The following is a 23,312-nucleotide window of genomic DNA, read 5'->3' on the forward strand; positions in this document are numbered from 1 at the left end:
CGTCGAACGGGACTCCTGATAGATCATCTTGCTGCCAAGCTCGGATGATCATCGGGAGTCCCGTTGCGCGATCAGTCTGCCACCACGCCCGCCATGCAGGTGATCCCGGGGGTCTACGCGCCGGGCCACTTGGGCGAGTTGACCCAGATCGTGGATTTTGCCCTGGTGGACGCCGTGCTGGAGGAGACCGGGGCGCGGGAGAAGCGGCTGCGGCTGCTGCCCGCCCGCGTGATGGTGTACTTCGTCCTGGCTCTCGCGCTGTTCGAGCACGCCTCGTACCGGGCGGTGTGGGGAAAGCTGACCGCGCACCTGCCCGCGGCCGTGATCGTCCGGCCAGCCGTCTCCTCGCTCGCCCGGGCGAGGCGCCGCCTGGGTGCCCGCCCCCTCAAGGTGCTGTTCGAGACGCTGGCGGGTCCTGTCGGCGAGCGCCACCGCCCCGGCTCCTTCTACCGGGGGCTGCGCACAGTGGCCGTCGACGGCACCAGTCTGCACGTGCCCGAAGACGCGCAGGTCACCTGGCTCTATCCCAAACGGGTCGGCGAGAAGAGGGAGTTCGGCTACCCGCTGCTACGCCTGCTGGTGATCGTCGAGTGCGGCACCCGGGCTCTGCTGGGCGCGGCCTTCGGCCCCGAGGCAACCGGTGAACTACCCTACGCCACACGCCTGTTGCACGTGCTAGACGCGTCGATGCTGCTGCTGGCCGACGCGGGCTTCGACGCCGTGCACTTCCTGGCCGACACCGCCGCGACCGGCGCCCACTTCCTGGTGCGCTCGGGCGCCAGCCGCTGCCCCACCGCCCTTCAACACCTCGCAGACGGCTCCTACCTGGCCCGCCTGCGCGCCCCCTACCGGGCCGGCCTGGGCTACTCGCCCCTGCCGGTGCGCGTGATCGAGGCCGAGGTCACCGTGACTCTGTCCGACGGCACCGTACGCACCGAGCAGTGGCGCCTGCTCACCAGCCTCCTCGACCACACCACCCACCCCGCAAGCGAACTCCTGCACCTCTACCACGAGCGATGGCAGGCGGAGACCGCCTATTTTTCGATCAAGGCCAGCATCCTGGACGGCCGCGTCCTACGCTCGCGCAGCATCGACGGCCTCGACCAGGAGGTCTGGGCACTGCTGACCGCCTACCAGGTGCTGATTCGCGCCGCTGCCGACGCGATCACCGACCAGCCCGCCCTGGATATGGACCGCCTCAGCTTCACCGTGCTGCTGCAGGCCGCCGCAGACACCGTCCTGACCGCCGCCGGCACCACGATCCAGGACAAGGCCGACCTGGTGGGAAGGATCGGCGCAGCGATCCTCGCCGACCTGTGGCCCGCGCACCGCCGACAGCGCGTCAAGGCCCGCAGCAAGAAGAACACCACCAGCAAATACGCCCCGAACGCGGGCAAGCACCCCCAGAGCGCACCCACCTACACCTTCAGCGCCAAGATCGGAATGCTGGAGAACGGACTCACTGCCCGCCCACGACGCTGACAGCCACGCAGGCCACGGTTGCACCGCAGGTCAACGCCCTAACGCACTGGTGTTGACGACGCTTTCATGCGGTATGCGGATGGCGGGGGCTACACCCCGAAGGAGCAGGTGGCGCGGGAACGGGTGCGGTTGGAGGCAGCCGAGTGTTTCGAGCGCGGGGAGAAGACCGCTGATGTCGCGGCGGAGTTCCGGGTCTCGGTTCGTCGGGTGGAGAAGTGGCGCAAGGCGTGGCGTGAGGGGGGTGCGGATGCCCTGCGCTCGAAGGGCCCGGTGTCGCGTGAGCGGTTGACGCCCGAGCAGTGGGCCCAGTTGGAGATGGAGCTCAAACGCGGTCCGCTGGCCCACGGCTACGGCGATGACCAGCGGTGGACGCTGGGCCGCGTCAGGCTGCTGATCGCCCGGATGTTCCACCTGGGGTACACGGTGCAGGGCGTGTGGAAGCTGCTGCGCCGGCACGGCTGGACCTCGCAGGTCCCGGTGCGCCGGGCGGTGGAGCGCGACGAGGCGGCCGTGGAGGTCTGGAAGGATCAGGTGTGGCCGCTGGTAAAACCACCGCGGCGGACCTGGGCGCCCATATCTGCTTCGAGGACGAGGCAGGACAGGGCCTGAGTCCGCCGAAAGGCCGAACCTGGGCGCCGCGCGGCCAGCGGCCGGTGGTGACGGTGCGCGGACGGGGACAGGGCAGGGCGAACGTGGCCGGCGTGGTCTGCTTCCGCCCAGGTCACCGCTCCCGCTTCTTCTACCGGCTGCTGATCTACCACGGCCGCCGGGGCGAGCCGAAGACCTTCACCTGGCAGGACTACCGCGACCTGATCGTCCTGACGCACGTTCAGCTGGGCACCCCGGTCGTATGGGTATGGGACAACCTGTCCTTGCACCTGGTGCAGGAGCTCTACGACTTCGCCGAGGAGAACAAGGAGTGGTTGCGGATCTTCCAGCTGCCAAGCTATGCACCTGAGTTGAACCCGCAGGAGTGGATCTGGTCGCTGATGCGTCGGGCGATGGTCAACTTCGTCGCCGTCGACCTCACCGGTCTCGTTCGCGTCATGAAGCGCAAGCTCAAGAAGATTCAGTACCGACCGGACCTCATCGACGGCTGCCTCGCCGGAGCCGGACTGACCATCAGACCCGGGCTGATCACACAACCCGCCCCCACGAGTTCAATCTGAGTAGCGGCTCCACAGGCTTCGGGCGAAACTTCGTCAACCGCCTGGTACTGCTGGTGCTGCCCGCCTACCTGGTCCTTGTCGCCATCGGACACTTCGCTCTCGGGCACTCATGGTCAGCCCGAATCCACCGGCTGATCATTTCGGGGTTGCTCTCCTGCCCGTGGACGGTCGGCCGCTGGGGGCAACAGGTTGAGGGTGTGCGGTAGCCGCCGTGCGCGGGTCGCGGCCTGTCCGAGGGGTTGTGCGGGGTCGGGAGCGGTTGGTGGCGCTGTCGCCGGTGGCCGTCGGGCCGTCGCGGTGCGGGATCTTGTGGCGGTCAGGCCGCCGGGCGCGGCGGTGGGGAGTGGACGGCCTCGAACAGGGCGGTGAAGGCGTCGCGCCAGGGCCAGTGCTCGGGCAGATGCACCGTCAATTTGGTGCGCGCGGTGCGCGCGAGCCGGGCCGGGACGTGGACCAGGTGGGCGCGCAGGGTCGCTGTGGTGGCCTTGGCGTGGAAGACCGAGGTCAGCGCACCGGCGGCCCGCAGCAGGTTGTGCGACATCGCCCACAGGGTCAGCCACGCGGCGTTGGCCTGGAAGTTCCCGGACGGCAGGTGGGCCAGAGGCCCGGACTTCCCGTCCGCGATCACCTGCTCCACCACGGCGTGCTGCCGGTGGTGCAGTTCCGCCTGCAGCACCGCGAAGGAGCTGTCGGTGAAGACGGGGTGGTAACGCCAGGCGGTGAACAACTCGCCCTGACCCTGGGCCACTTCGGCGTTCAATCGGCGGACCCGGCGCACGATCAGCCGGGCGGTGACGTGCTCGGACTTCCTTCGGCCGGTGAAGGCGGTGTAGGGGATCTCGGCGACCTCGGCGTCGGAGACCATCTCGCCGGTGTCGGGGTCGACGAAGGCGTCCGGGTAGCGGATCGCCGTCCAGGACTCCTGCGGGATGCGGGAGATCGCGCCCGCGATGGAGGGGTTCATGCCGGTGGTCAGGGAGAATCGGGCGCCGGCCCGGCGGCAGGCGGCGACCACGTCGGCGGTGTAGAACTTGCTGTCCGCGCGGACCAGGCGGATCCCGGTGCCGCCGGTCTCCTTCGCTATGGCCAGGGCCTCGCTCACGAAGCTCTCGGCTCCGCGGACGTCGGCGGCCTTGCCGCGGCGCAGGCGGACCGCGCCGATCACGGGCCGGGCGATCGGGGTGGACAGGGTGGCCAGGATCGGGTGCAGGGTGCGCTGGCCCTTGAGGCGGCCGACCTGCGCGCCCTGCTTGGCGTGGCCGTACACGCGGCGGTGGGTGGGGTCGATGTCGATGAACATCAGTGTGTCGGCGCCGGGCAGCAGTGGGGTGCTGCGGGCCAGTCGGGCCAGGAAGTCGCGGTGAACGCGGTGGAGCTGGCGGTTGTGGCCGTGGGTGAAGGAGCGCAGGAAGGTGCCCAGGGTGGAGGGCGCGCGGACCGAGGTGAAGGCGCGGTCCATCGCGCCGTGCCGCAGCCGCGCCGCGTCGTCGATGCTGTCCGCGCCCGCGCACATCGCGCTGATCAGCGACATCACTTTGGCGGCCGGGTTGGCTCCGCCGCTGTTGTCGGCGCCCTCGATGCGGAGCGCGGACGCGGCCAGTTGCCGCAGGCCGGCCCGCTCGGCCAGCCGGACCAGCGACAGCAGCCCGGCATCGGCGATCAGGTTCGGCTCGTCGAAGACGGCGGAAACCGCTGTGGCGGCATGGCAGGATTGCATCTCGCGGATGTTCTCTCGTTCTGGCGACTTGGTTCTGTAGGAAGTCCCATCGTCCCAGGTCAGAGGGCATCCGCGTCGTTATGTCCAGGCCTCGGACAGGTCATTCATCGGTGGATTCGGGGTCAGACTCCACCGCGGGTCCCGTCATTATCGGCGTAGTGGTCGCCGGACTTCTTCTTTCTGGCTGGTATGCCTACACGGCATCCAGGCAGTCTAAAAAGTAGCCGCTGCGAGCTTGGGCATCTCAGCCACGACTTTTCGTGACGGCCCGTCGGTTCTTCCGGCGGACCGGGGGAGGAATTGTCAATTCCTGTGGACCGGGCGTTGGCGTAGGGCGCCTCGGACCCGCTGCGGCCTGCCCGGGCCACCCCGCGTTCCTCCCCCGTCAGCGCCCGCGTAGGCTCTCGCGCCAGAGCTGTTGAGAAACCCGAGGGCCGACGTGCAGATAGACAACGAGAATGACCCCGTGCCCGCACCAGACGGCAAAGGGATCCCACCCGTGGCAGCGGGCCAGGGAACCATCGAGCTGACAAGGGTCCAGGACGGTTACCAGGACTTCCTCCGCAGCTACACCGTGCTGATCGACGAAGTCCCGGCGGGCAAGATCCGTCGAGGGCAGACGCTGCACCTCAAGGTCCCCGCAGGCACTCACGAGCTGCGATTGACGATCGCCTGGTGCTCCAGTCCCTTGATGACCGCCGACATCGATGCCGACACCCTGACCTACTTCGTCTGTGCCCCGGGCAATCAGCCGTCCGCAATTACCGCCGTCACCGCCGGCGCGAACGACTACATTGCACTCTGGCGGACACCGGAGACAGCAGCCATACCGGCTAGGACCCGCATCGACCCGCTCACCCGGTTCCGCCTCGGCATCGCGTTCGCGTTCTTCGGTGGAGCCCTGACCCTCATCGGAGCCGGGATCTGGCACCTGACCGGGGCGGCTCCCGGCGCGGACAATCTCGTTACCGGCACGAGCCTGGCCCTCACCGTGGCCAGCATGCTCGCCTTCCGCATCAGTCGGCGTCGCCACCGATGACCACTTCTCCCAACCCCTGAACCGGCGGCGGGCGTCGAGCAATTGTCAACGCCTGCGGATCGTGCGGGCCTATGGCTCTTCGGTCGTCCTCGGGTGGGGCGCGTCGAGTTGCGCACGCAGGCGTCTGATTTCGTCGACGAGGAGGGGGACGGCTTGGCGGGCGGCGGCGATGAACCGGGCGTTCTCGTCCCAGCGCCCGTCGGCCGGGGCGACGTAGCGGGGCTGCTGGACGAGGGTTGCCGCCACGATCTCGTGGTGGTCGAAGTGGGGCCACCTCTCGCCGAGTCCGGTGTCGGGCACAGTACTGACGGTGACCAGGCCCATCGCGTCCTGGTCGTCCAGGAGCCGCATGTACCAGGGACCGGGGGTCGCCGCCGACGCGAGTTCTTCGAGCTGGTCCAGTTCCTCGTCGGTGAGCGGGTCGGGCATGGTCATCAGGCGGCCTGTACCTCGCGCTCGATGAGCAGGCCGCGTTCGAAGCTGGCTCCCGCGCGGACCAGGGGTCCGAGGTGGGCGCCGTTGACGGCTCGCCAGCGGGCCTGGGCGGACTCGACCAGCTTGAACACCATGGCGGGTCCGGCGGCGCGCGAGCCCGCGCCCCTGGTGACTTTGGTCCGGAGCCGCACGGTGGCGAAGGTCGATTCGATCGGGTTGGCCGTGCGCAGGTGGATCCAGTGCTCGGCCGGGTAGTCGTAGAACGCCAGCAACTCGTCCTGGTCGCCGGTGACCTTGGAGACGGCTTTGGGGAATTTCGCCTGGTAGAGCTTGGTGAACACCTCGATGGCCTGCTCGGCGTGTTCGCGGTCCTCGGCGTTGCAGACATCCTGCAGGGCCTTCTTCGCCGCCGGCTGCGCGGACTTCGGCATGGAGTCGAGGATGTTGGCGGTTTTGTGAACCCAGCATCTCTGTTCGCGGGTGTCAGGGAAGACCTCGCGCAGGGCCTTCCAGAACCCGAGCGCGCCGTCGCCGACGGCCAGGACCGGGCGCGCATCCCCCGGCGTGCGCAGTCGCGCAGCAGGCCGGCCCACGCCTCGGACGATTCGCAGTAGCCGTCGGCCATGGCCACCAGCTCCTTGGTGCCGTCCGCGCGGACCCCAGGACGACCAGGACGGCGGCCTTGGCCTGGTCCAGGCGTATGCGCAGGTGGATGCCGTCGACCCAGACGTAGACGTCGTCCGTGCCGGACAGGTCGCGGTCCTGGAACGCTGCGTGGTCGTCCTGCCACTGGGCCGTCAGCCGGGTGACCTGGAGGCCGACCGATTTCGAAGACAGTCTTTTATGCTGCTAGTGCTGCGCTTAGTGTGGACCCACTCTCGTATTCATAGGGAGATAGGTAGCCGAGCTCACGTTGAATCCTGTGTCGATTGTAGTAAGACTCGGTGTATTCAAATATTGCACTCCCGACCTGCTTTATTGTTGTCCACACGTGCAGGTGGATCAATTCCTTTTTCAGGGTTGCGTTGAACGACTCTGCTGCGGCGTTGTCGAAGCAGATCCCCGTCTTTCCTACCGAAGGCAGGATTCCGCTGTCAAGACATTGGTCGCGAAATTTACTACCGGTGTACTGACTGCCACGGTCTGTATGCATGACGACTTCACCCTGTGCCGGCTGGCGATTTCGGATCGCCATGTCTAGCGCCTGGATCACCATGTCTTCGCGCATGTGGTCAGCGACCGACCAGCCGATGAGCTTCCGCGAATACCCGTCGATGACTGTCGCCATATAGGCCCAGCCTTCTGCGGTGTGAATGTAAGTGATGTCACCGTACCATATCTGGTCTTTCTTTTCCGGGACGAAATTCCGCTCGACGAGGTCCACCAGGCCGCGCCTGTTCGCCGGATCCTGGACGGTGGTGGCCTTGTAGGGCCGTGGATGGATGCACGCCAGCCCAGCGGCCCTGGCCAGGCGTCGGACGCGCTTGGGTGACACGCGCTCGCCCTGGCGGGCCAGCTGCGCGTGTATCCGGTCGATCCCGTAGCGACCCCTGTTGACTTTGTCGATAGCGATGATGAGTCGGGTAAGTTCGACATCGCGTCGTGCGTGTGCGGACTCCTCACGGCGGATCCACGAGTAGAATCCGGTACGCGATACGTCCAGCATCTTGCACATGAAGTTGATGGGATATATGAAGCGGCGTGGCTTGCCGACCTGCTCGTCGTGGACTTGCAGGATGAAGGCGAACTTTATTGGTTCTGGCTCGCAAACCACGCCGCTGCTTTTTTTAGGAAGTCCCGCTCCATGCGGAGCTTCCGTACTTCGTCTTCGAGTTCCTTCATATGGACGCGCTCGTCGATGGTCAGCGGCTTGTCTTTGATGCTTCCGCTCCTCTTCGCGGCATTTACCCAGTTTCCTAGGGTTCCCTCGTTCAGACCGAGGTCCCGGGCAATCTCAGCCACGGGCCGGCCGGAGCTCACCACTAGCTCTACGGCCTCTGCCTTGTACTCCTGGGTGTACTTCTTCCGCTTTGAAACCATCGTGCACTTCCCACTTGACACTTGAGTGAACTACTTCCAGTGTCCACGAAAGTGGTCGGGGTTCAACCGTAGCCGGGGAGAGCCCGGCCGAGGACCGAGGAACGGCCTGGGAGGTGAGCGGGACCTGCCCGAGCGGGTTCTGGACTGGCTGCCCGGCTACGCCGGTTCGCGGCCGGTGCGGATCGGCAATGCCGCCACCGGCCAGCAGCAGCTTGACGTGTTCGGAGAGGTCATCCGTGGAACAGGTGAACGAGGGTCGGCCGAAGTTCAGTGGCAATCGCCCGAGATTCAGTGTCAACGGACACCTTCGGAGGCAGTCAGCCCGAGACGGTGCTGAGGTGGCCGTGGATGGTCGGCGGCTCGGGGTCGGGCTGTTCGGCCATGAACGGGTGGGCGGCGCGCTGTCCGCCGCCGGCCCACGCGAGCGCGCCCAGGACCAGGCGGCGCTGGTCTTCTTCCAGGAGGGCGAGGTCGCGGCCCCAGTCGCCGCCGGTGCCGTTCATCAGGGCGCAGGCGAAGCGCAGTACGGCCAGCTCGGAGGCGTTGCCGTGCATGGACGTCGCGGCCTTGGTGCCCCGGACCAGGGCCTTGGACGGCACCTCGCAGCGCACCTACGCCATGGAGTAGGAGTCCTCCTCGGGGGCGTCGGCGCCGAGCTGGTGGTCAGCTCTCGACGCCGCGTAGGACGCTGCTGCACTGGGGGTCGAAGTTCAGGACGCGTGCGGTGTTGCTGTCGTTGGTGTAGCCGTAGGCCTCGCCCTGGAAGGCCTCTTCGGTGTAGAAGGTCCAGGACGCGCCTGCGGGGATGCAGGCCGACCTTGCGGCGAGCAGGGCGGAGGCGGCGCCGGTGACCCGTACTTCGTCGTCGATGTCGCCGTCCAGGTCGGGTTCGCCGTAGAAGGTCAGCTTGGTGAGGTCGGTGGGGCGGTGCTGGTACTTGGGGGTGCCCTCGTCGTCCGGGTCGTCCGGGTCCGCGTAGACGCGGTGGTGGGACTGGTCCCATTCGCTGAGGGGGTAGTTGGCGGGGTCGTAATCGGTGATCGAGACGGTGAAGGCCATGGTGGTCCTTTCGCGCAGGGCGATGGCGAACGCGGCAGTCGGTGCGGCTGCCATGATCACATCGTGTGGCGGTCTGTGGGCAAGATCGCCGATTCCCGTTCGATCGTCTTCGTGGTGTGAAAAAATCTGCCCGCCCGGCCGGACCGGTCACGCCCGGCCCCTTGCCTTGCGAGGCAGGCGCGGGCGTTCAGGAGGGCGCTGCGGGCGGCCGGCGGCAGGATGTCCGGCTCCCTCGAGCATGGCGACGCATGTGGCCGACGGGAAGCCCTCGGCTGGTCCTCCCGTACGTCGCAAATTGTTGTTTCAGGTCTGTGGCCAGCGGGTTCGGGTGGCTTCGACGCCGAGGAGACCGCTGGCCGGAGTCGCAGTGACCATCTGTCAAGGGACTTGGCTCCTGGTGGCGTTGGTATGTAATGATCAACGCGTCGATGTGCAGGTACACGGACCTCCAGGGAGATGCTATGACCGAGCAGGCCACGAATCCGTCACGTTTCTTCGATGTCGGCGACAGTGTGGTGGTGCACAAGTCGCCGTTCCTGGGAAGCATCAACTCCCGGGGGACGGTCATCTCCTTCGACGACGGCAAGGGCATGGCACTCATGGCGATCGATGCGTTCGGTGCGGTCAGGAATATCGGCGTCGCTTATGCCGATATAAGCCGCTATGGAATAGCGCTGGATGAATTTGATGAGCCGGTTGTCGGGGCCGGCGGTGGACCTGTGCTTGCGGGGGCTGACGGCGAACCGATGCTCGGGCCCGACGGCGCGCAGATACCTGCCTGAACCCGGATCCGCCGACACTTTGAATCACCCCGTTGTGCCCGAACACGTCGTGCGCGTGCCCAGCCGCCTCTCCGTTCCTGAGGTGGGCCCGCTCACCGCGGGTCAGGTCCCGGCGGATCGCCCGGTCCAGCGACGGCACCGCGGGCGCCTGCGGATCACCGGTCGCCCGCTGCGGTGGCTTCGTGTGTGAGGACTCACTTACAAAGCCACCGCACGGAAGCGAGACCTCAGTGGCGGTTGGGTGCGGGTCTTCTTGAGTGACCGTGATGGGGTCGGCGTGTCTGTCGGGGTGGTCTTCTCGTTGCGGGATCAACACGATCGACCTCCTCGGCCAGATCACGGCCAAGCAGGACCCCGACGCCGGCATCACCACCCTGACCCACGACGCGGTCGGTAACCTCACCCAGACCACCGACTCCCGTGGCAAGACCATCAGCTACACCTACGACGCTCTAGGGCGCCCGACCGGCTCCTACGACGCCCCCGTCGGCAGCCAGTCCAGCAGCAACCAAATCACCGCGAAGACCTACGACAACAGCAACAACGCCGTCACCAGCATGAGCGACGCCCTGGGTCAAATGACCACCTCCACCTCCTACGACAGCACCCGGGCGGCTTACATCACCCAGGCCAAGGGCTTCAACGTCTTCGGTGAATCCCTCGGGCAAACCCTCACCATCCCCGCCGACACCCTCACCCGTTCCCTGGCCGGCACCTACACCTTTCAGAACTCCTACAGCACCACCACCGGACTACCGCTGAAGAGCACCTACCAGGCAGCCGGAGGCATGGGCGCCGAAACCGTCTCCCGCAGCTACACCGGCGCCCTGGACCTACCCAGCGGCAATCGGAGGCCTGAACACCTACGCGGCTTCCACCGCATACGACGCCTACGGCCGAGCGCAGCAGGAAACCCTCGCCACGGGCCCCACCAACCAGGCCTACATCACCAACACCTACGACCCCCACACCAGCAAGCTCACCGACCAGCTCATCACCCGCTCCACCACCGCACCCTCCGCGGTCGACGAGCAGAACTACACCTACGACCTCGCAGGCAACATCACCCGCCAAACCTCCACCCGTCTCGGCGCCGCAACAGCCACCGAAACCCAGTGCTACCAGTACGACAATCTCGACCGTCTCAACCAGGCTTGGACAGCAACCGACTCCTGCGCCGCCGCCCCCGCCACCGGCAGCAGCGCCACCGTCGGTGACCAACTCAGCGGCGGCACCGCGTACTGGGCCAGCTGGACCTTCGACGCCATGGGCAACCGCCAACTCCAGACCGACCACTCCACCAACGGCGGTACCGACACCACCACCAGCTACAACTACGACGGCAACGGCGCCAACCAACCGCACACCCTGACCTCCGCCGCCAGCACCGGCGGAACGACTGAACCCCGACCACTTTCGTGGACACTGGAAGTAGTTCACTTCAAGTGTCAAGTGGGAAGTGCACGATGGTTTCAAAGCGGAAGAAGTACACCCAGGAGTACAAGGCAGAGGCCGTAGAGCTAGTGGTGAGCTCCGGCCGGCCCGTGGCTGAGATTGCCCGGGACCTCGGTCTGAACGAGGGAACCCTAGGAAACTGGGTAAATGCCGCGAAGAGGAGCGGAAGCATCAAAGACAAGCCGCTGACCATCGACGAGCGCGTCCATATGAAGGAACTCGAAGACGAAGTACGGAAGCTCCGCATGGAGCGGGACTTCCTAAAAAAAGCAGCGGCGTGGTTTGCGAGCCAGAACCAATAAAGTTCGCCTTCATCCTGCAAGTCCACGACGAGCAGGTCGGCAAGCCACGCCGCTTCATATATCCCATCAACTTCATGTGCAAGATGCTGGACGTATCGCGTACCGGATTCTACTCGTGGATCCGCCGTGAGGAGTCCGCACACGCACGACGCGATGTCGAACTTACCCGACTCATCATCGCTATCGACAAAGTCAACAGGGGTCGCTACGGGATCGACCGGATACACGCGCAGCTGGCCCGCCAGGGCGAGCGCGTGTCACCCAAGCGCGTCCGACGCCTGGCCAGGGCCGCTGGGCTGGCGTGCATCCATCCACGGCCCTACAAGGCCACCACCGTCCAGGATCCGGCGAACAGGCGCGGCCTGGTGGACCTCGTCGAGCGGAATTTCGTCCCGGAAAAGAAAGACCAGATATGGTACGGTGACATCACTTACATTCACACCGCAGAAGGCTGGGCCTATATGGCGACAGTCATCGACGGGTATTCGCGGAAGCTCATCGGCTGGTCGGTCGCTGACCACATGCGCGAAGACATGGTGATCCAGGCGCTAGACATGGCGATCCGAAATCGCCAGCCGGCACAGGGTGAAGTCGTCATGCATACAGACCGTGGCAGTCAGGTACACCGGTAGTAAATTTCGCGACCAATGTCTTGACAGCGGAATCCTGCCTTCGGTAGGAAAGACGGGGATCTGCTTCGACAACGCCGCAGCAGAGTCGTTCAACGCAACCCTGAAAAAGGAATTGATCCACCTGCACGTGTGGACAACAATAAAGCAGGTCGGGAGTGCAATATTTGAATACACCGAGTCTTACTACAATCGACACAGGATTCAACGTGAGCTCGGCTACCTATCTCCCTATGAATACGAGAGTGGGTCCACACTAAGCGCAGCACTAGCAGCATAAAAGACTGTCTTCGAAATCGGTCGGCCTCCACCCGCCAGCACCACCACCAATGCCCCCCTCTGTGCCCAGTCCACCCCCGGTTGCAATGGCCCCTGGCCTGCCCCGCACCTCGCTGCCTCACCAGCGCTGACCGGAAATGGGTGGGTAAATTCGATAGTATGGAATGGGATATCTCGACACGGTCTGTGTGGCAATAATTCCGGACTGATGGAACAGTTGTGCAGCGGAAACGGTGGCGCCGTGTCGGCGTTCGGTGTCGCCCAAGGTATTCCCTACAGCTTTGACTACCCGGATGGACAACCGGATGGCGGATCTAATCGCACAGAAGCATGATCTTACGCTTTCTTGCGCGGAGCGAAATTCTGCATCAACGACCCTCAAGGCACTCAATAGCGGCCCGCTCAGTAACATGGACAACCTGAGGGCAATAGGTGACAGTCCAATCACCAAGCTGGCAGGGAGGGGGATATTGGGTGCTGGCGCAGGACTCACCGCTTGGAGCGATTATGATACCGCTCGAGACGCTCACCACTCCGTTGCCGACAGTTCACTGCGAGCGGGCATTGCAACTGTCGCCGATACTTCTTCAGCTTGGGAAATGACAGAGGCAGGCGCTTCCGTGGGTGGCTTTGATCGGAACTGCGATCGAGCCGGGTGGAGGTACTATCGCGTGGGGGGAGGGGGGCAATTGCGAGTGTTCCCGTGGCAAATATAACCAACAATGTTATGAATTGGTTCAAGTGAGGTGGCAGTGAGCTTCGGATTGGCCTTTTCTCTCCTCTTTCTCCTGGCGGCCATCGGGGTATTGTGGGTCTTCAAACTTGATGGGCCGTCAGCGGCTTGAGCCAATTGACTGTCACGTTGGGTGACGATGCCGGGTGTGGTGTGCCCCGGATGCAAGGAGCCCGCAGGGATTGGTGATCATGGTTCTTGTCTAGAGAAACCGATCACGAACACCTGCGGGCTCGAACATCAACGATACCTGTGCCGATACGGACGCGACACTGCTGCTGGGCCTGGAGGGGCTGGGGGTGATCAAGGTGGAGGAGGTCGGGCCGGCTCTCGTCGTGCACGTGGCGACGGTGGACGAGGGTGCGCGGGCATGCCCGGAGTGCGGAGTGCTCTCCACGACGAGGAAGGGCCCACGTCTCACCCGCCCCCGCCAACTTCCTTACGGTGGACGACGTGTGGATCTGCACTGGCACAAGTCCCGTTGGTTCTGCGCGGAACCGCTGTGCCCGCGCGGCTCGTTCACCGAGCAGGTCCGCGAGGTGCCAGCGGGGGCCCGGCTGACCCGCGCGCTGCGGCGCGAGGCCGGACGCGTGGTGGCCGACGACGGCCGCACGGTCGTAACAGGCCGGCCGTGACCTGGGCATCTCCTGGCCCACTGCCCAAGCCTGCCTTCGAACAGTACGCCGAGCTCGTCCTGCCTGATCAGCCGCCCGTGACCGAGGCCGTCGGCATCGGACGAGACCCGCAGGGGCAAGCCGGTCTGGCGGGAGAACCCCGAAACGGGCACATGGGAACTGGTCGCCGACGCCTGGCATATCGGCTTCGTCGACGCGGTCGGCGGCCAGGGCCTGCTCGGGCAGGTCGAGGGCCGCAACGCCGCCTCCGTCGCCGCCTGGCTCACCCTCCAGCCCGAGACCTGGAAACAGCGGGTCAGGTACGTGGCCATCGACCTGTGCGCCACCTTCCGCGCCGCCGTGCGCACCGCCCTGCCCCACGCCCCGAATTCGTCGTGGACTGCTTCCACGTCGTCCAGCTCGCCCAGCGCCACCTGGCCGACCTGCGCCGCCGCCTCACCTGGAGGCACCACGGCCGCCGCGCCCGCAAGGGCGACCCCGTCTGGAGCGTCCGCAAGCTCCTGCGCCGCAACAAGGAAGACCTCACCACCACAGAACTGGCCACGCTTGCCGACGAGTTGACCGATATGGGTACCTACGGCAAGCAGATCCTCGACGGCTGGCGTGCCAAGGAGCTCCTGCGCGACCTTGCTGCGGCTCACCGCCAAGCACGCCCACGTCCTTCCCGACCGCTCCGCGGTCTCCGCCGCCCGCTACCGCTTCCAGGCCTTCTGTGCCGACCGCCCCTACCTGGTCGAACTGGTCACCCTCGCCGAAACCGTCGACCAGTGGTGGCACGGCATCGAGAACTACATCAAAACCGGCATAACGAACGCCGCATCCGAAGGCAACAACCGCGTGATCAAGCTCGAAGCCCGCAAGGCCTACGGCTTCCGAAACCGCCGGAGCCAACGCCTGCGATCACACTGCGCAACCACCCGAAGGGCACGCGGAAAGCTGACGACCCATCAACTTTGATGACCCGGTATTGTATTGGCGGGTATTTAATATTTGGGGAGGAAGTGAGAGGGCTGCCAGATCTTTGCTTATGTCTTTCTCTACCTTTCCCTTTAGTGACGAGTTCAAGCGAGGGCTCGTGAGAGGGGTGGTGGTCCTCTCGGCTCAGCTCACATTCCTTGCGGCAGGGGTGGTGAGTGCAGTATTGGGGATGCATGGGGCGCAGCGGGGGAGATAACGCCGGAGATTGTCTGCGCTGTTGTATTTTTGGCTTCAATCGGCCTGCTGTTGTGTCGTCTACTTGGTTATTATTCTGTTCAATCGGCCGACGTTCCTCATTCCTCCATCAATGAGATCGGAGACGGGATTGTGGGGGAAAAATAGCATTGAATAGAGGCGGTAAAACGAGTCGGTCCGGTTGGTGTGGATCATCCGGTTTGACTGGACGTTGGATCTTGTGGGGGCGGGGTTGTTAGCAGGGGCGTTTCAAAGTCCTCGCGAGTGTTGAGTCTGCAGGTCACGGCGGGTAAGGGGACGGGAGTGGCCCGTCACGAACGCATCGAAGCTCCGGTTGGACGAGGTGACCTCCAAGTCGTCTCGAACCACCGGAGATGCTCCTATTGCGTGTCAAGCTGTTCGGGCGAGATCGTGCCCGGTGATGATTGTGCTGGGTGAGGGCCTTGTAGACCTCGCGGGCTATGTAGCGCTTCAGGCAACGGATGATGTCCTTCTTCTGGAGGCCCTGAGCGGTGCGGCGGGCGACGTACTCACGGGTGCGCGGATCGTGCCGCATCCGGACGACGACGATGCGGTAGAGGGCGGCGTTGGCGGATCGGCTGCCTCCGCGATTGAGCCGGTGTCGGTCGCGGCGCCCGGATGAGGCGGGGATCGGGGCGACGCCGCACAGATGGGCGAACGCCGCCTCCGAGCGTAGGCGTTCGGGGGTGTCACCCATCGCGGCGATCAGTCGAGCTGCGCTCTCCGGGCCGACTCCGCGCACTGCCATCAGCGCGGGGGCGGCCTGGTTCGCCAGCGGGGTCAGCTGCGCGTCGTACTCGCTGATCTCGCCGTCGAGGTCTTGATAGCGCCTCGCGAGGCGGCGCAAGGCGAACTTGGCGGCGCAGGCCGGATCGCTGAGCTCGGTTCCCGGCCGCAGGCGTGAACAGGTGAGGATCAGCGCGGCAACGCCCAGCCCGCGCAGTTGGCTGCGCAGATGGTCGGGACTGGTCACCATGAAGTTCCCCCGCTGGTCTGGACAGCCTGATACTGGGACCGTTGGGTCCTGAGGAAGCAGTCCAGTCAGTGAGCGGCAACAGCAACATGAGCAAGCGGTATACGGCGGAGTTCAAGCGGGACGCGATCGCGCTCGTCCGGTCCTCGCCGCATCGAAACGTCACCGAGATCGCCCGGGAACTGGGTGTGAGCCCCGAGGGGCTGCGCGGCTGGGTCAAGCAGGCGAAGGTCGACCGGGGTGAGGGGGGCTCGGGGTGCTGGTCTGCTCAGGACCTGCTCGCGGCTGCAGGGACGCGCCGTGAAGAACGCCTACTCAAGGTCATTCACGGGACTTCGGTCAGAACCGTTTTCGGAGAGCGCCATCAGCGCACGAGAAGCTGAGCACTTGAGGTGAGTACTCCTTGCTGTGACGGCGGGTCCATGAAGCTCGGGTTCGCCCGGCCATTGCCCGCAGGTGTGCGCGCCGGGTGGCCTACCGTGCACGCGTCCCCATCGCCACCATGGGCCGCCGCCGGGGAGGGCCCGTGACCTGCACCCCTGTCCGGTCAGGAGTGCCCGGCGGCGGCTGGTCACCGGTGGTTAGCAGGTGAAGGGGATGCGGCTGCTGCTGCCGGAGATGTAGTAGGTGTCTCCCCCGCCGCCGCCGGGGGCACGTTGTTGATGTCTGGAGGCCGACCGATTTCGAAGACAGTCTTTTATGCTGCTAGTGCTGCGCTTAGTGTGGACCCACTCTCGTATTCATAGGGAGATAGTGGAGGCCGACCGATTTCGAAGACAGTCTTTTATGCTGCTAGTGCTGCGCTTAGTGTGGACCCACTCTCGTATTCATAGGGAGATAGGTAGCCGAGCTCACGTTGAATCCTGTGTCGATTGTAGTAAGACTCGGTGTATTCAAATATTGCACTCCCGACCTGCTTTATTGTTGTCCACACGTGCAGGTGGATCAATTCCTTTTTCAGGGTTGCGTTGAACGACTCTGCTGCGGCGTTGTCGAAGCAGATCCCGTCTTTCCTACCGAAGGCAGGATTCCGCTGTCAAGACATTGGTCGCGAAATTTACTACCGGTGTTACTGACTGCCACGGTCTGTATGCATGACGACTTCACCCTGTGCCGGCTGGCGATTTCGGATCGCCATGTCTAGCGCCTGGATCACCATGTCTTCGCGCATGTGGTCAGCGACCGACCAGCCGATGAGCTTCCGCGAATACCCGTCGATGACTGTTCGCCATATTAGGCCCAGCCTTCTGCGGTGTGAATGTAAGTGATGTCACCGTACCATATCTGGTCTTTCTTTTCCGGGACGAAATTCCGCTCGACGAGGTCCACCAGGCCGCGCCTGTTCGCCGGATCCTGGACGGTGGTGGCCTTGTAGGGCCGTGGATGGATGCACGCCAGCCCAGCGGCCCTGGCCAGGCGTCGGACGCGCTTGGGTGACACGCGCTCGCCCTGGCGGGCCAGCTGCGCGTGTATCCGGTCGATCCCGTAGCGACACCTGTTGACTTTGTCGATAGCGATGATGAGTCGGGTAAGTTCGACATCGCGTCGTGGCGTGTGCGGACTCCTCACGGCGGATCCACGAGTAGAATCCGGTACGCGATACGTCCAGCATCTTGCACATGAAGTTGATGGGATATATGAAGCGGCGTGGCTTGCCGACCTGCTCGTCGTGGACTTGCAGGATGAAGGCGAACTTTATTGGTTCTGGCTCGCAAACCACGCCGCTGCTTTTTTTAGGAAGTCCCGCTCCATGCGGAGCTTCCGTACTTCGTCTTCGAGTTCCTTCATATGGACGCGCTCGTCGATGGTCAGCGGCTTGTCTTTGATGCTTCCGCTCCTCTTCGCGGCCATTTACCCAGTTTCCTAGGGTTCCCTCGTTCAGACCGAGGTCCCGGGCAATCTCAGCCACGGGCCGGCCGGAGCTCACCACTAGCTCTACGGCCTCTTGCCTTGTACTCCTGGGTGTACTTTCTTCCGCTTTGAAACCATCGTGCACTTCCCACTTGACACTTGAGTGAACTACTTCCAGTGTCCACGAAAGTGGTCGGGGTCCACGCCACGGGGGCGACCGCCCGCGCCGCCAGCCCGCCACTGTCCCTGCGGCCGGTCCGGTGCGCCCGACGCTCGCGGTCGGCCTATCATCCTCGTGACCCCACGCCGGCAGCGCGTTGTGCCAAGTACCTCCTCGCCGACCCCGCACAGCGCAGCCAGTACCTCACGCCGGTTTGGTCGAGCAGCACGTCCACGTCGGCCCGGTACCTGCCGTCGTTGTGGCGGGGCTGCTGGTTGCGCCACTGCCAGTGCCCCAGCCAGAGCCTGGGTATCCAGGCTGTAGCGGGCCGCCAGCCGTGACATCAGCGACCACGTCGTCTCACCGGACAGGGGTACGAGCCGGAAGAGGCTTTCTGCGGGCGGGCCGGATGTGGGAGGGCGGTGTGCCGGGTTCTGGTTCGGGACTGTTCGCCGTGGCCGTGCCTTTCCGATCCTGGTCTGACCGTTGTCGACCAGTGGGGTTTCTGTCGGTGTTACTGGATGTCTTGGGGGTGCCAGCCGCGGGGGAGTTTGGGGAGGCCGATTGAGGGCGTCGATGCCGAGGTGTTCTTGGAGGAGGGCTTTGAGGCCGCGTCCGTCGATGAGTTTGCATGCGTCCGGTGCGTTGGGCGAAGTCGAGGCTGGATTTGCCGTACCAGGCGGTGGTGACCAGGATGCCTTTGGCTGCGGCTTTGTCGTTCATGACGCCGGCCAGGGCGCGGACGGCGTCCGGGGGGCACGGTGTCTTTGTAGCGTTTGGCCTGGATGACGCACAGGCCTCCGGTCAGGGGGTCGCGGTTGATGGCGACGGCGTCGACCGCCGTCGTCGCGGCTGGCCTGGGTGGTCCAGGCTTCCAGTCCGATGGCTTCGAAGAGTTTGGCGGACCAGGTGCTCGAACGCGGTGGGGGCCATCTTCAGCAGGTCGGGGCGGCTGTCGAGGCCGGAGACGATGTCGACCTCCTCCACGAAGCGGTACTTGCTGAGGTCGAATTCCGCGACGGGGGCTACGGCCTGGAGGTCGTAGGGGTGGGGGGAGACGATGGCGTTCAGGTGGCGCAAGGCACAGGGCGGGGTCCAGTTCGCTTTCGCCGAGGTCGAGTTCGCAAAAGGCCTCGCGTTCGGCCACGACGCTGGCCAGGCACGGGCGCACCGGGCGTCCGGTGGCGCGGTCCTTGGCGTCCGCGTGCCCGTTGAAGAGCACGGTGTCCACCAGGTCGGGGCTGGTGACCGCGAAGCCCTCCTCGATGGCGTGCAGCGCCAGGCGCGCGACCAGGCGCCGGTAGAGGTCCCGGGCCTCGGTGTCCTTGCGGGGCTGGGGTACGACCTCGCGGCGCTGGGCGATGAACCGGTATCCGGCCGCCTGCGGGATGATGCCCTGGCCGGGCAGGTTCGACCTCCAGGAGGAGCTGCTTGGCCTCGGGCGCGTAGGCGGCCCGCACCGCGGGCCGGCACCCCGGGGGGAGCGGCGAGTGGAGCAGCAGCTTGCCGACCGCATCGGCGAAGGCCTGCGGGCCCTCCTGCAGTAAGCGCTGCTCGGCCTTGCGCCGGTAGTCGCCCCAGGTCGCCGGGCCGGTCCAGGAGAACAGACTCCAACTCCTGCACGAGGGCCTGGACGGCTTCAGACGTTGGGCCGCCTCGTCCTTCAAGCTCTGCACCTCGGCCGCTTGCCGCTGGCGTTCCTGCTCCTGCTCGGCCCGCGCCCGCTCACGCTGCTGCTGCTCCGCTGTGCGCTTGCGCGCCGCGAGCCGCTGCGCCAGCTCCCGCTCCACCCGCGCGGCTTCACGCTCCTGCTTGGTCAGCTCCCGCTCTCCGACCGACAGCAGCCGGGCCTGCTCCTTGTCCAGCCGGGCGGCTTCCTGGCGCTCGCGCTGGAGCCGGTCCTGCTCGGCCTTCTTGGCCAGCCGATCTCGTTCCGCCGCCTCCTTCTTCACAGCGGCGGCCTTCGCCTTCTGCTTCGCCTGGTAGGCGTCGAGTAACTGCTGCGCTATCGACTTCTGCCGTGCCATCTGGCCCTCCCCTGGCCGAACCTGCCTGCCCGCGACAGCGCCCCTTCATCATGTGGGCCGTCAGCGGCACTACCGCTGTGAAGCGATGCCCAACCGCGAAGATCGACAATCCCTTGCTGTTTCGTCCCGCTTCGCCAGTTGGTGAGTGACTCGATTGGAGGGCACTGCGCCTGGCTGCCTGGCCTTCCACAGGCCAGTTGCCGGAGTCGGACGCCCGCCGGCTCTGGGCTAGGGTGCGGCGGTGACTGGTTCTGTGTGGCGCCCGCTGCTCTTCCTCGATGTGGACGGGCCGTTGATCCCGTTCGGTGCGACGCCCCGTCAGCTGCCGGCGGCTACCCGACTTTCCCGGATGCGTCAGGGCTGCGGGTGGTCGGGGCGAATCCTCTGCTGTCCAGGCTTGATCCGAGCCTGGGGCCCCGGTTGGCCGCGCTGGGGTGCGAGCTGGTGTGGGCCACGACCTGGATGGAGGAGGCGAACGAGTGCGTGGCGCCGCGTCTGGGATTGCCGCGCCTGCCGGTCGTGCTGTGGCCGGAGCAGGACCAGGAGGAGGGGCGCTCCGGGCTGCACTGGAAGACGCGCGGCCTGCTCGCCTGGGCGGGCGGGCGCCCGTTCGTCTGGCTGGACGACGAGATCACCGGTACTGACCGGCGCTGGATGGCTGCGCACCATCCGGGGCCGGCCATGCTGCACCGTGTCGACCCCGCCGCAGGCCTGACCGGCGCGGACTCCACCGCTGTCGAGCACTGGCTACGTGCGGCCCGTCCCGCGCCGCCGACGCGATGAGGACCCGGTAGTACCGTGCCCCGTCCCGGAGCGCGGCTGGGCCCGGTGGCCTTATGGTCTTGAACCCCTATCGCTGTGCTGGAGGCTTCCATGGCTACTGAGAACACTCCTGAGGAATCGGTCGGCGTCTGCCCATCCCGTTCTGCCGCTGACTGATAGCTGGTCAGCGGTGGTGGTTGGCGGAGGTTGTTGGCTGGTGTTGGCTGGGGTGCCGGCCCGGTGTTTCGATTCGGAGGCGGACATCCTGCAACAATGGGCGTTCGCGCGGGTTGCATGTGGGGCTGCTGGCGCCGCAGGTGGAGTGTCGCCTGGAGGTGCGCCAGACCGCCCTCGGAGGGGTGTCGAAGCAACTTGGCCCTGCTGTTGTTCCTTGGTCCGCATGGGCCGCACGGCGGTGGAGTTCGAAGTACGTCAAAGCGTGCTGGAGCGGCACGGTGGGCAGGTGGCCCGTTGGAGGAGCGGTACGCCGTTGAAGTCGCACGGCGCCCCTGATCTGGCCCGGCGGGAACTTCGTCCTTCGACGTCGCCCGGCTGGAGAAAGTTTCTGCGCTCCGCCCCGACAGAACGGCCTGGCGCTGCTGAATCACCGAACGTAGTCGGCTGCTGTGGCAAAGCAGCCGATAGCCGTCGGTGGACGCAGTCCCGCGACCGCGAGTTCCGTCTGCACGAGGCGGTGAGCTGAAAGGCGGAGACGCCCTGCTGTGGGGCGGGGGCGACTTCGCCCCAACAGCCCGGGTCCTGCGAGGCACCTATCCATTGCGGCTGGCGGCCGTACTCGCAGGCGGCCCGGAACCGGGGGAGAAGTTGCCGGTACCTGGCCCTCCTCGTCGACCCCGCTGCGGAGGCCCCGGCGAAAGCCGTGACCCTGGAAGCAGACAGTTCGCCAGCCTGAGCGTGGGCGCCGGCGCAGCTGTGCTGGCCGCCGCTCCTTCCCTCATGTGCTGTGGTGGGTGGTGGCGGTATCCGTAGTGGTCTTCGATGTGGGCTTTGGTGGTCGTCGATAGTCCTGCTGGAGGTCGGCGGCAGGAAGGCGGGTCGCATTCGGCGAGGTGGTGGGAGGGGGATGCCTGCGGTGTGGGGCGAGCTGGCGATGCCGGTGAACGCTTGGTCGAGGGTGGCGATGGCCTGGTTTGAGGGTGTCGATCAGCTGTCTGGGTGGCGGTGGACAGGGGCGCGGTGTCATGGGGGTCCAGGGCGTTCCAGGAAGCTCCGTGGCCTCGGCGGACTTTTTCGTTGGATCCAGCCGCGTTTCGGGGCGGGGATTGGTGGCGCGCCAGGTGACTGGTGCCGTCCGGTGCGCTGGGTCAGGGTCCGCAGGAGCGCGGTGACGGGGAGGCGGGTTGGTGGTCGCGGGGGATCCCACCAAGGGGTCTGGTCCCCAGTCGCCGGGCTGTCCGATGTCAGTGGCGCCTGCGCACGACTGCTCCGCGCCATGGCGTTCAGGGCGGTACTGTCGGTGGTGGCGCCGACCCGGGCGAGCCAGGGCCGCCCGAGCCTGCGCGGGAGTTCCTGCTCGAACTGTCCGTCGCGCGGGGAGATCCTGAAGGTCCCGGGAACGCCGCTGTCGTGCCGGACCTTGTCGGACGACGGCGGGGTCCAAAAGTGCCCCGGTCGAGGGCGACCGGTCTCGGGGAAGGTGGTGGCTTCGCGAGTGACGGCGCGCCACCACCACAGGTTGGCGCTGGCGTCGCCGCCGGCCAGGGCGTGGCAAGGCCGGGTGGGCCAGATCCGCTCTTCGCTCCATTCGAGTGCGAGGTCCCACCATTGGCACACCACGGCGCGGGCGCACCGGAAACACCGCCCCGGGTGTCACCCCGGCCGCCTCGGCCCGTCGGGCTACGGTCGCCAACTGCTGCTGCGCCGCCGCGATCTCGGGGGCAGGCCCGCAGGTCGAGATATTCCAGGTCGTGTCCGTCGCCTGCGCCCAGGGTCCACCGATGGTGGCGGCGGCATTACACGTTGCCATCCGTCGCGGTAACCGCAAGGCGGTCACTGCCTGTCCCGGTGGCGCTGTGCGGCTGCAGGGCCGGCAGGCGTAGGCGACGGGTCCGTGGGCTGCTGCGCCGGACTGCCAGCGGGCCTGCGGTCGTCCCTTGGAGGAGGTGCTGGTGAACAGCGGCGGGTCCTTTGGCCCAGGCGGGCAGGGCTGCGCTGGAAGGGTGTGGAGGTCGATGCGGCACAGGGCAGCGAGAAGGGCTTGCCCGGCGGGGTCGAGGAGGATCTTCGGCGCAAGCGCGTACACCGCTGGCACCATGGGAGCGGGGCGGATTGTTTGCGCCCACTCCCACGCGGCCCGCAGATCGGTGGACGTCATGGCATACCGGGCGGCGGTGCGTCCCAGCAGTGACCACACCGTCTCCTCGGCAATCGGCGCGATCCGGAAGAACCCCTGCGTCAGCAGCACAGCGTCACCTGCCTCCCAGGCCGGCCTCCGCCTCAACGCAGCGCATGCCGAGGGGTGTCGAGTGCGGCGCGCTGCTCCTTGGTGATGTTTGACGGCTCGTTGTCGGACGTTTGCCAACCCACAGACCCCAACTTGAACGGCCCGTCGGGGCATGGGCTGTACAT

Annotated in this window: 23 protein-coding genes and 7 pseudogenes; 15 read left to right on the forward strand and 15 right to left on the reverse strand. The window is 65.9% G+C overall.

Going from position 1 to position 23,312, the window contains the following annotated elements; all coding sequences use genetic code 11:
• The first annotated feature begins 63 nt into the window (after positions 1-63).
• Complete coding sequence (locus ACXKR8_RS48110; RefSeq protein WP_458267007.1) at positions 64-1,482, forward strand: IS4 family transposase; 1,419 nt, start codon at positions 64-66, stop codon at positions 1,480-1,482.
• Positions 1,483-1,548: 66 nt separating this feature from the next.
• Positions 1,549-2,651 (forward strand): IS630 family transposase gene (locus ACXKR8_RS48115; RefSeq protein WP_458270856.1). Its coding sequence is split into 2 segments (ribosomal slippage): positions 1,549-2,007 and positions 2,010-2,651, totalling 1,101 coding nucleotides; the frame shifts between segments, so codons are not numbered across the junction.
• A 316-nt stretch (positions 2,652-2,967) separates the two neighbouring features.
• Here the strand turns inward: ACXKR8_RS48115 and ACXKR8_RS48120 are convergent.
• Positions 2,968-4,368 (reverse strand): IS1380 family transposase, encoded by a 1,401-nt coding sequence (locus tag ACXKR8_RS48120; RefSeq protein ID WP_458266600.1) that lies wholly within the window; start codon positions 4,366-4,368, stop codon positions 2,968-2,970.
• A gap of 499 nt (positions 4,369-4,867) precedes the next feature.
• Between ACXKR8_RS48120 and ACXKR8_RS48125 the strand changes: the two genes are divergently transcribed.
• Complete coding sequence (locus tag ACXKR8_RS48125; protein WP_458270857.1) at positions 4,868-5,407, forward strand: hypothetical protein; 540 nt, start codon at positions 4,868-4,870, stop codon at positions 5,405-5,407.
• Positions 5,408-5,476: 69 nt separating this feature from the next.
• Here the strand turns inward: ACXKR8_RS48125 and ACXKR8_RS48130 are convergent, their stop codons facing one another.
• The 4 genes and pseudogenes from ACXKR8_RS48130 to ACXKR8_RS48145 all read right to left on the reverse strand — a co-directional run bounded on the left by ACXKR8_RS48130 (position 5,477) and on the right by ACXKR8_RS48145 (position 7,882).
• Positions 5,477-5,842, reverse strand: coding sequence for a hypothetical protein (locus tag ACXKR8_RS48130; protein WP_458270858.1), 366 nt, complete (start codon positions 5,840-5,842; stop codon positions 5,477-5,479).
• Positions 5,842-6,652 (reverse strand): annotated as a pseudogene (locus ACXKR8_RS48135) (IS256 family transposase); the annotation flags it as partial. The pseudogene ACXKR8_RS48135 and the gene ACXKR8_RS48130, both read right to left, overlap by 1 nt.
• A 31-nt stretch (positions 6,653-6,683) precedes the next feature.
• Positions 6,684-7,616 (reverse strand): IS3 family transposase, encoded by a 933-nt coding sequence (locus ACXKR8_RS48140; RefSeq protein ID WP_458266876.1) that lies wholly within the window; start codon positions 7,614-7,616, stop codon positions 6,684-6,686.
• On the reverse strand, positions 7,592-7,882 hold the full coding sequence (locus ACXKR8_RS48145; protein ID WP_458266877.1) for a transposase: 291 nt from the start codon (positions 7,880-7,882) through the stop codon (positions 7,592-7,594). Before ACXKR8_RS48145 ends, ACXKR8_RS48140 begins: the two co-directional genes overlap by 25 nt.
• Positions 7,883-7,985: 103 nt before the next feature.
• Here ACXKR8_RS48145 and ACXKR8_RS48150 point away from each other — a divergent pair.
• Positions 7,986-8,117: pseudogene (locus ACXKR8_RS48150) on the forward strand (glycoside hydrolase family 15 protein); the annotation flags it as partial.
• Positions 8,118-8,199: 82 nt separating this feature from the next.
• Here ACXKR8_RS48150 and ACXKR8_RS48155 read toward each other — a convergent pair.
• Together ACXKR8_RS48155 and ACXKR8_RS48160 are read right to left on the reverse strand one after the other, a co-directional pair.
• Complete coding sequence (locus ACXKR8_RS48155) at positions 8,200-8,481, reverse strand: hypothetical protein (protein ID WP_458270859.1); 282 nt, start codon at positions 8,479-8,481, stop codon at positions 8,200-8,202.
• Positions 8,482-8,545: 64 nt separating this feature from the next.
• Positions 8,546-8,995, reverse strand: a complete 450-nt coding sequence (locus ACXKR8_RS48160) for a hypothetical protein (RefSeq protein ID WP_458270860.1) — start codon at positions 8,993-8,995, stop codon at positions 8,546-8,548.
• Positions 8,996-9,402: 407 nt separating this feature from the next.
• Here ACXKR8_RS48160 and ACXKR8_RS48165 point away from each other — a divergent pair, with 407 nt between their 5' ends.
• From ACXKR8_RS48165 to ACXKR8_RS48200, 8 genes and pseudogenes are all read left to right on the forward strand, one after another.
• Complete coding sequence (locus ACXKR8_RS48165; protein WP_458270861.1) at positions 9,403-9,723, forward strand: hypothetical protein; 321 nt, start codon at positions 9,403-9,405, stop codon at positions 9,721-9,723.
• Positions 9,724-11,189: 1,466 nt separating this feature from the next.
• Positions 11,190-11,480 carry a transposase gene (locus tag ACXKR8_RS48170; RefSeq protein ID WP_458266877.1) on the forward strand — a complete coding sequence of 97 codons (291 nt, stop codon included), beginning with the start codon at positions 11,190-11,192 and terminating at the stop codon, positions 11,478-11,480.
• Entirely contained in the window at positions 11,456-12,112 is a 657-nt protein-coding gene (locus ACXKR8_RS48175) for an IS3 family transposase (protein WP_462100182.1), read from the forward strand. The genes ACXKR8_RS48170 and ACXKR8_RS48175 overlap by 25 nt, the downstream gene beginning before the upstream one ends.
• Positions 12,090-12,389 carry an IS3 family transposase gene (locus tag ACXKR8_RS48180; RefSeq protein ID WP_462100183.1) on the forward strand — a complete coding sequence of 100 codons (300 nt, stop codon included), beginning with the start codon at positions 12,090-12,092 and terminating at the stop codon, positions 12,387-12,389. The genes ACXKR8_RS48175 and ACXKR8_RS48180 overlap by 23 nt, the downstream gene beginning before the upstream one ends.
• Positions 12,390-13,471: 1,082 nt before the next feature.
• Positions 13,472-13,756, forward strand: a complete 285-nt coding sequence (locus ACXKR8_RS48185) for a transposase family protein (RefSeq protein WP_462100741.1) — start codon at positions 13,472-13,474, stop codon at positions 13,754-13,756.
• A 213-nt stretch (positions 13,757-13,969) separates the two neighbouring features.
• Positions 13,970-14,089, forward strand: a pseudogene (locus tag ACXKR8_RS48190) (hypothetical protein); the annotation flags it as partial.
• Positions 14,090-14,130: 41 nt separating this feature from the next.
• A pseudogene (locus ACXKR8_RS48195) lies at positions 14,131-14,337 on the forward strand (transposase); the annotation flags it as partial.
• 22 nt (positions 14,338-14,359) lie between these two features.
• Positions 14,360-14,713: a transposase gene (locus tag ACXKR8_RS48200; RefSeq protein ID WP_462100184.1), complete on the forward strand. Its 354-nt coding sequence runs from the start codon at positions 14,360-14,362 to the stop codon at positions 14,711-14,713.
• 640 nt (positions 14,714-15,353) lie between these two features.
• On the opposite strand, the pseudogene ACXKR8_RS48205 reads toward ACXKR8_RS48200, so the two are convergent.
• Positions 15,354-15,923 (reverse strand): annotated as a pseudogene (locus tag ACXKR8_RS48205) (transposase); the annotation flags it as partial.
• A gap of 71 nt (positions 15,924-15,994) precedes the next feature.
• On the opposite strand from ACXKR8_RS48205, the gene ACXKR8_RS48210 reads away from it, so the two are divergent.
• Positions 15,995-16,306, forward strand: a complete 312-nt coding sequence (locus tag ACXKR8_RS48210) for a transposase (RefSeq protein WP_458270863.1) — start codon at positions 15,995-15,997, stop codon at positions 16,304-16,306.
• Between the two features lie 401 nt (positions 16,307-16,707).
• Here ACXKR8_RS48210 and ACXKR8_RS48215 read toward each other — a convergent pair whose 3' ends face one another.
• The 7 genes and pseudogenes from ACXKR8_RS48215 to ACXKR8_RS48245 all read right to left on the reverse strand — a co-directional run bounded on the left by ACXKR8_RS48215 (position 16,708) and on the right by ACXKR8_RS48245 (position 19,014).
• Complete coding sequence (locus ACXKR8_RS48215) at positions 16,708-16,926, reverse strand: IS3 family transposase (RefSeq protein WP_462100742.1); 219 nt, start codon at positions 16,924-16,926, stop codon at positions 16,708-16,710.
• 66 nt (positions 16,927-16,992) lie between these two features.
• Entirely contained in the window at positions 16,993-17,166 is a 174-nt protein-coding gene (locus ACXKR8_RS48220) for a DDE-type integrase/transposase/recombinase (protein ID WP_462100743.1), read from the reverse strand.
• On the reverse strand, positions 17,157-17,492 hold the full coding sequence (locus ACXKR8_RS48225) for an IS3 family transposase (protein WP_462100185.1): 336 nt from the start codon (positions 17,490-17,492) through the stop codon (positions 17,157-17,159). Before ACXKR8_RS48225 ends, ACXKR8_RS48220 begins: the two co-directional genes overlap by 10 nt.
• A gap of 126 nt (positions 17,493-17,618) precedes the next feature.
• Positions 17,619-17,774: a transposase gene (locus ACXKR8_RS48230; protein WP_462100186.1), complete on the reverse strand. Its 156-nt coding sequence runs from the start codon at positions 17,772-17,774 to the stop codon at positions 17,619-17,621.
• A gap of 25 nt (positions 17,775-17,799) precedes the next feature.
• Positions 17,800-18,123 (reverse strand): annotated as a pseudogene (locus ACXKR8_RS48235) (hypothetical protein); the annotation flags it as partial.
• A 171-nt stretch (positions 18,124-18,294) separates the two neighbouring features.
• Positions 18,295-18,657: a hypothetical protein gene (locus ACXKR8_RS48240; protein ID WP_462100187.1), complete on the reverse strand. Its 363-nt coding sequence runs from the start codon at positions 18,655-18,657 to the stop codon at positions 18,295-18,297.
• An 81-nt stretch (positions 18,658-18,738) separates the two neighbouring features.
• A complete protein-coding gene (locus tag ACXKR8_RS48245; RefSeq protein WP_462100188.1) occupies positions 18,739-19,014 on the reverse strand; it encodes a hypothetical protein in 276 nt (91 codons plus the stop codon).
• 566 nt (positions 19,015-19,580) lie between these two features.
• On the opposite strand from ACXKR8_RS48245, the gene ACXKR8_RS48250 reads away from it, so the two are divergent.
• On the forward strand, positions 19,581-19,931 hold the full coding sequence (locus ACXKR8_RS48250; RefSeq protein WP_462100189.1) for a hypothetical protein: 351 nt from the start codon (positions 19,581-19,583) through the stop codon (positions 19,929-19,931).
• Between the two features lie 271 nt (positions 19,932-20,202).
• Positions 20,203-20,744: pseudogene (locus ACXKR8_RS48255) on the forward strand (HAD domain-containing protein).
• The last annotated feature ends 2,568 nt before the right edge of the window (positions 20,745-23,312 follow it).

Source organism: Streptacidiphilus sp. PAMC 29251 (assembly GCF_054208735.2).

Coding starts and splice junctions, on each gene's coding strand:
- ACXKR8_RS48120 (WP_458266600.1), bottom strand. CDS start 4,368: ATGCAATCCTGCCATGCCGCCACAGCGGTTTCCGCCGTCTTCGACGAG.
- ACXKR8_RS48130 (WP_458270858.1), bottom strand. CDS start 5,842: ATGACCATGCCCGACCCGCTCACCGACGAGGAACTGGACCAGCTCGAA.
- ACXKR8_RS48145 (WP_458266877.1), bottom strand. CDS start 7,882: ATGGTTTCAAAGCGGAAGAAGTACACCCAGGAGTACAAGGCAGAGGCC.
- ACXKR8_RS48160 (WP_458270860.1), bottom strand. CDS start 8,995: ATGGCAGCCGCACCGACTGCCGCGTTCGCCATCGCCCTGCGCGAAAGG.
- ACXKR8_RS48165 (WP_458270861.1), top strand. CDS start 9,403: ATGACCGAGCAGGCCACGAATCCGTCACGTTTCTTCGATGTCGGCGAC.
- ACXKR8_RS48170 (WP_458266877.1), top strand. CDS start 11,190: ATGGTTTCAAAGCGGAAGAAGTACACCCAGGAGTACAAGGCAGAGGCC.
- ACXKR8_RS48230 (WP_462100186.1), bottom strand. CDS start 17,774: ATGGCCGCGAAGAGGAGCGGAAGCATCAAAGACAAGCCGCTGACCATC.
- ACXKR8_RS48240 (WP_462100187.1), bottom strand. CDS start 18,657: ATGAACGACAAAGCCGCAGCCAAAGGCATCCTGGTCACCACCGCCTGG.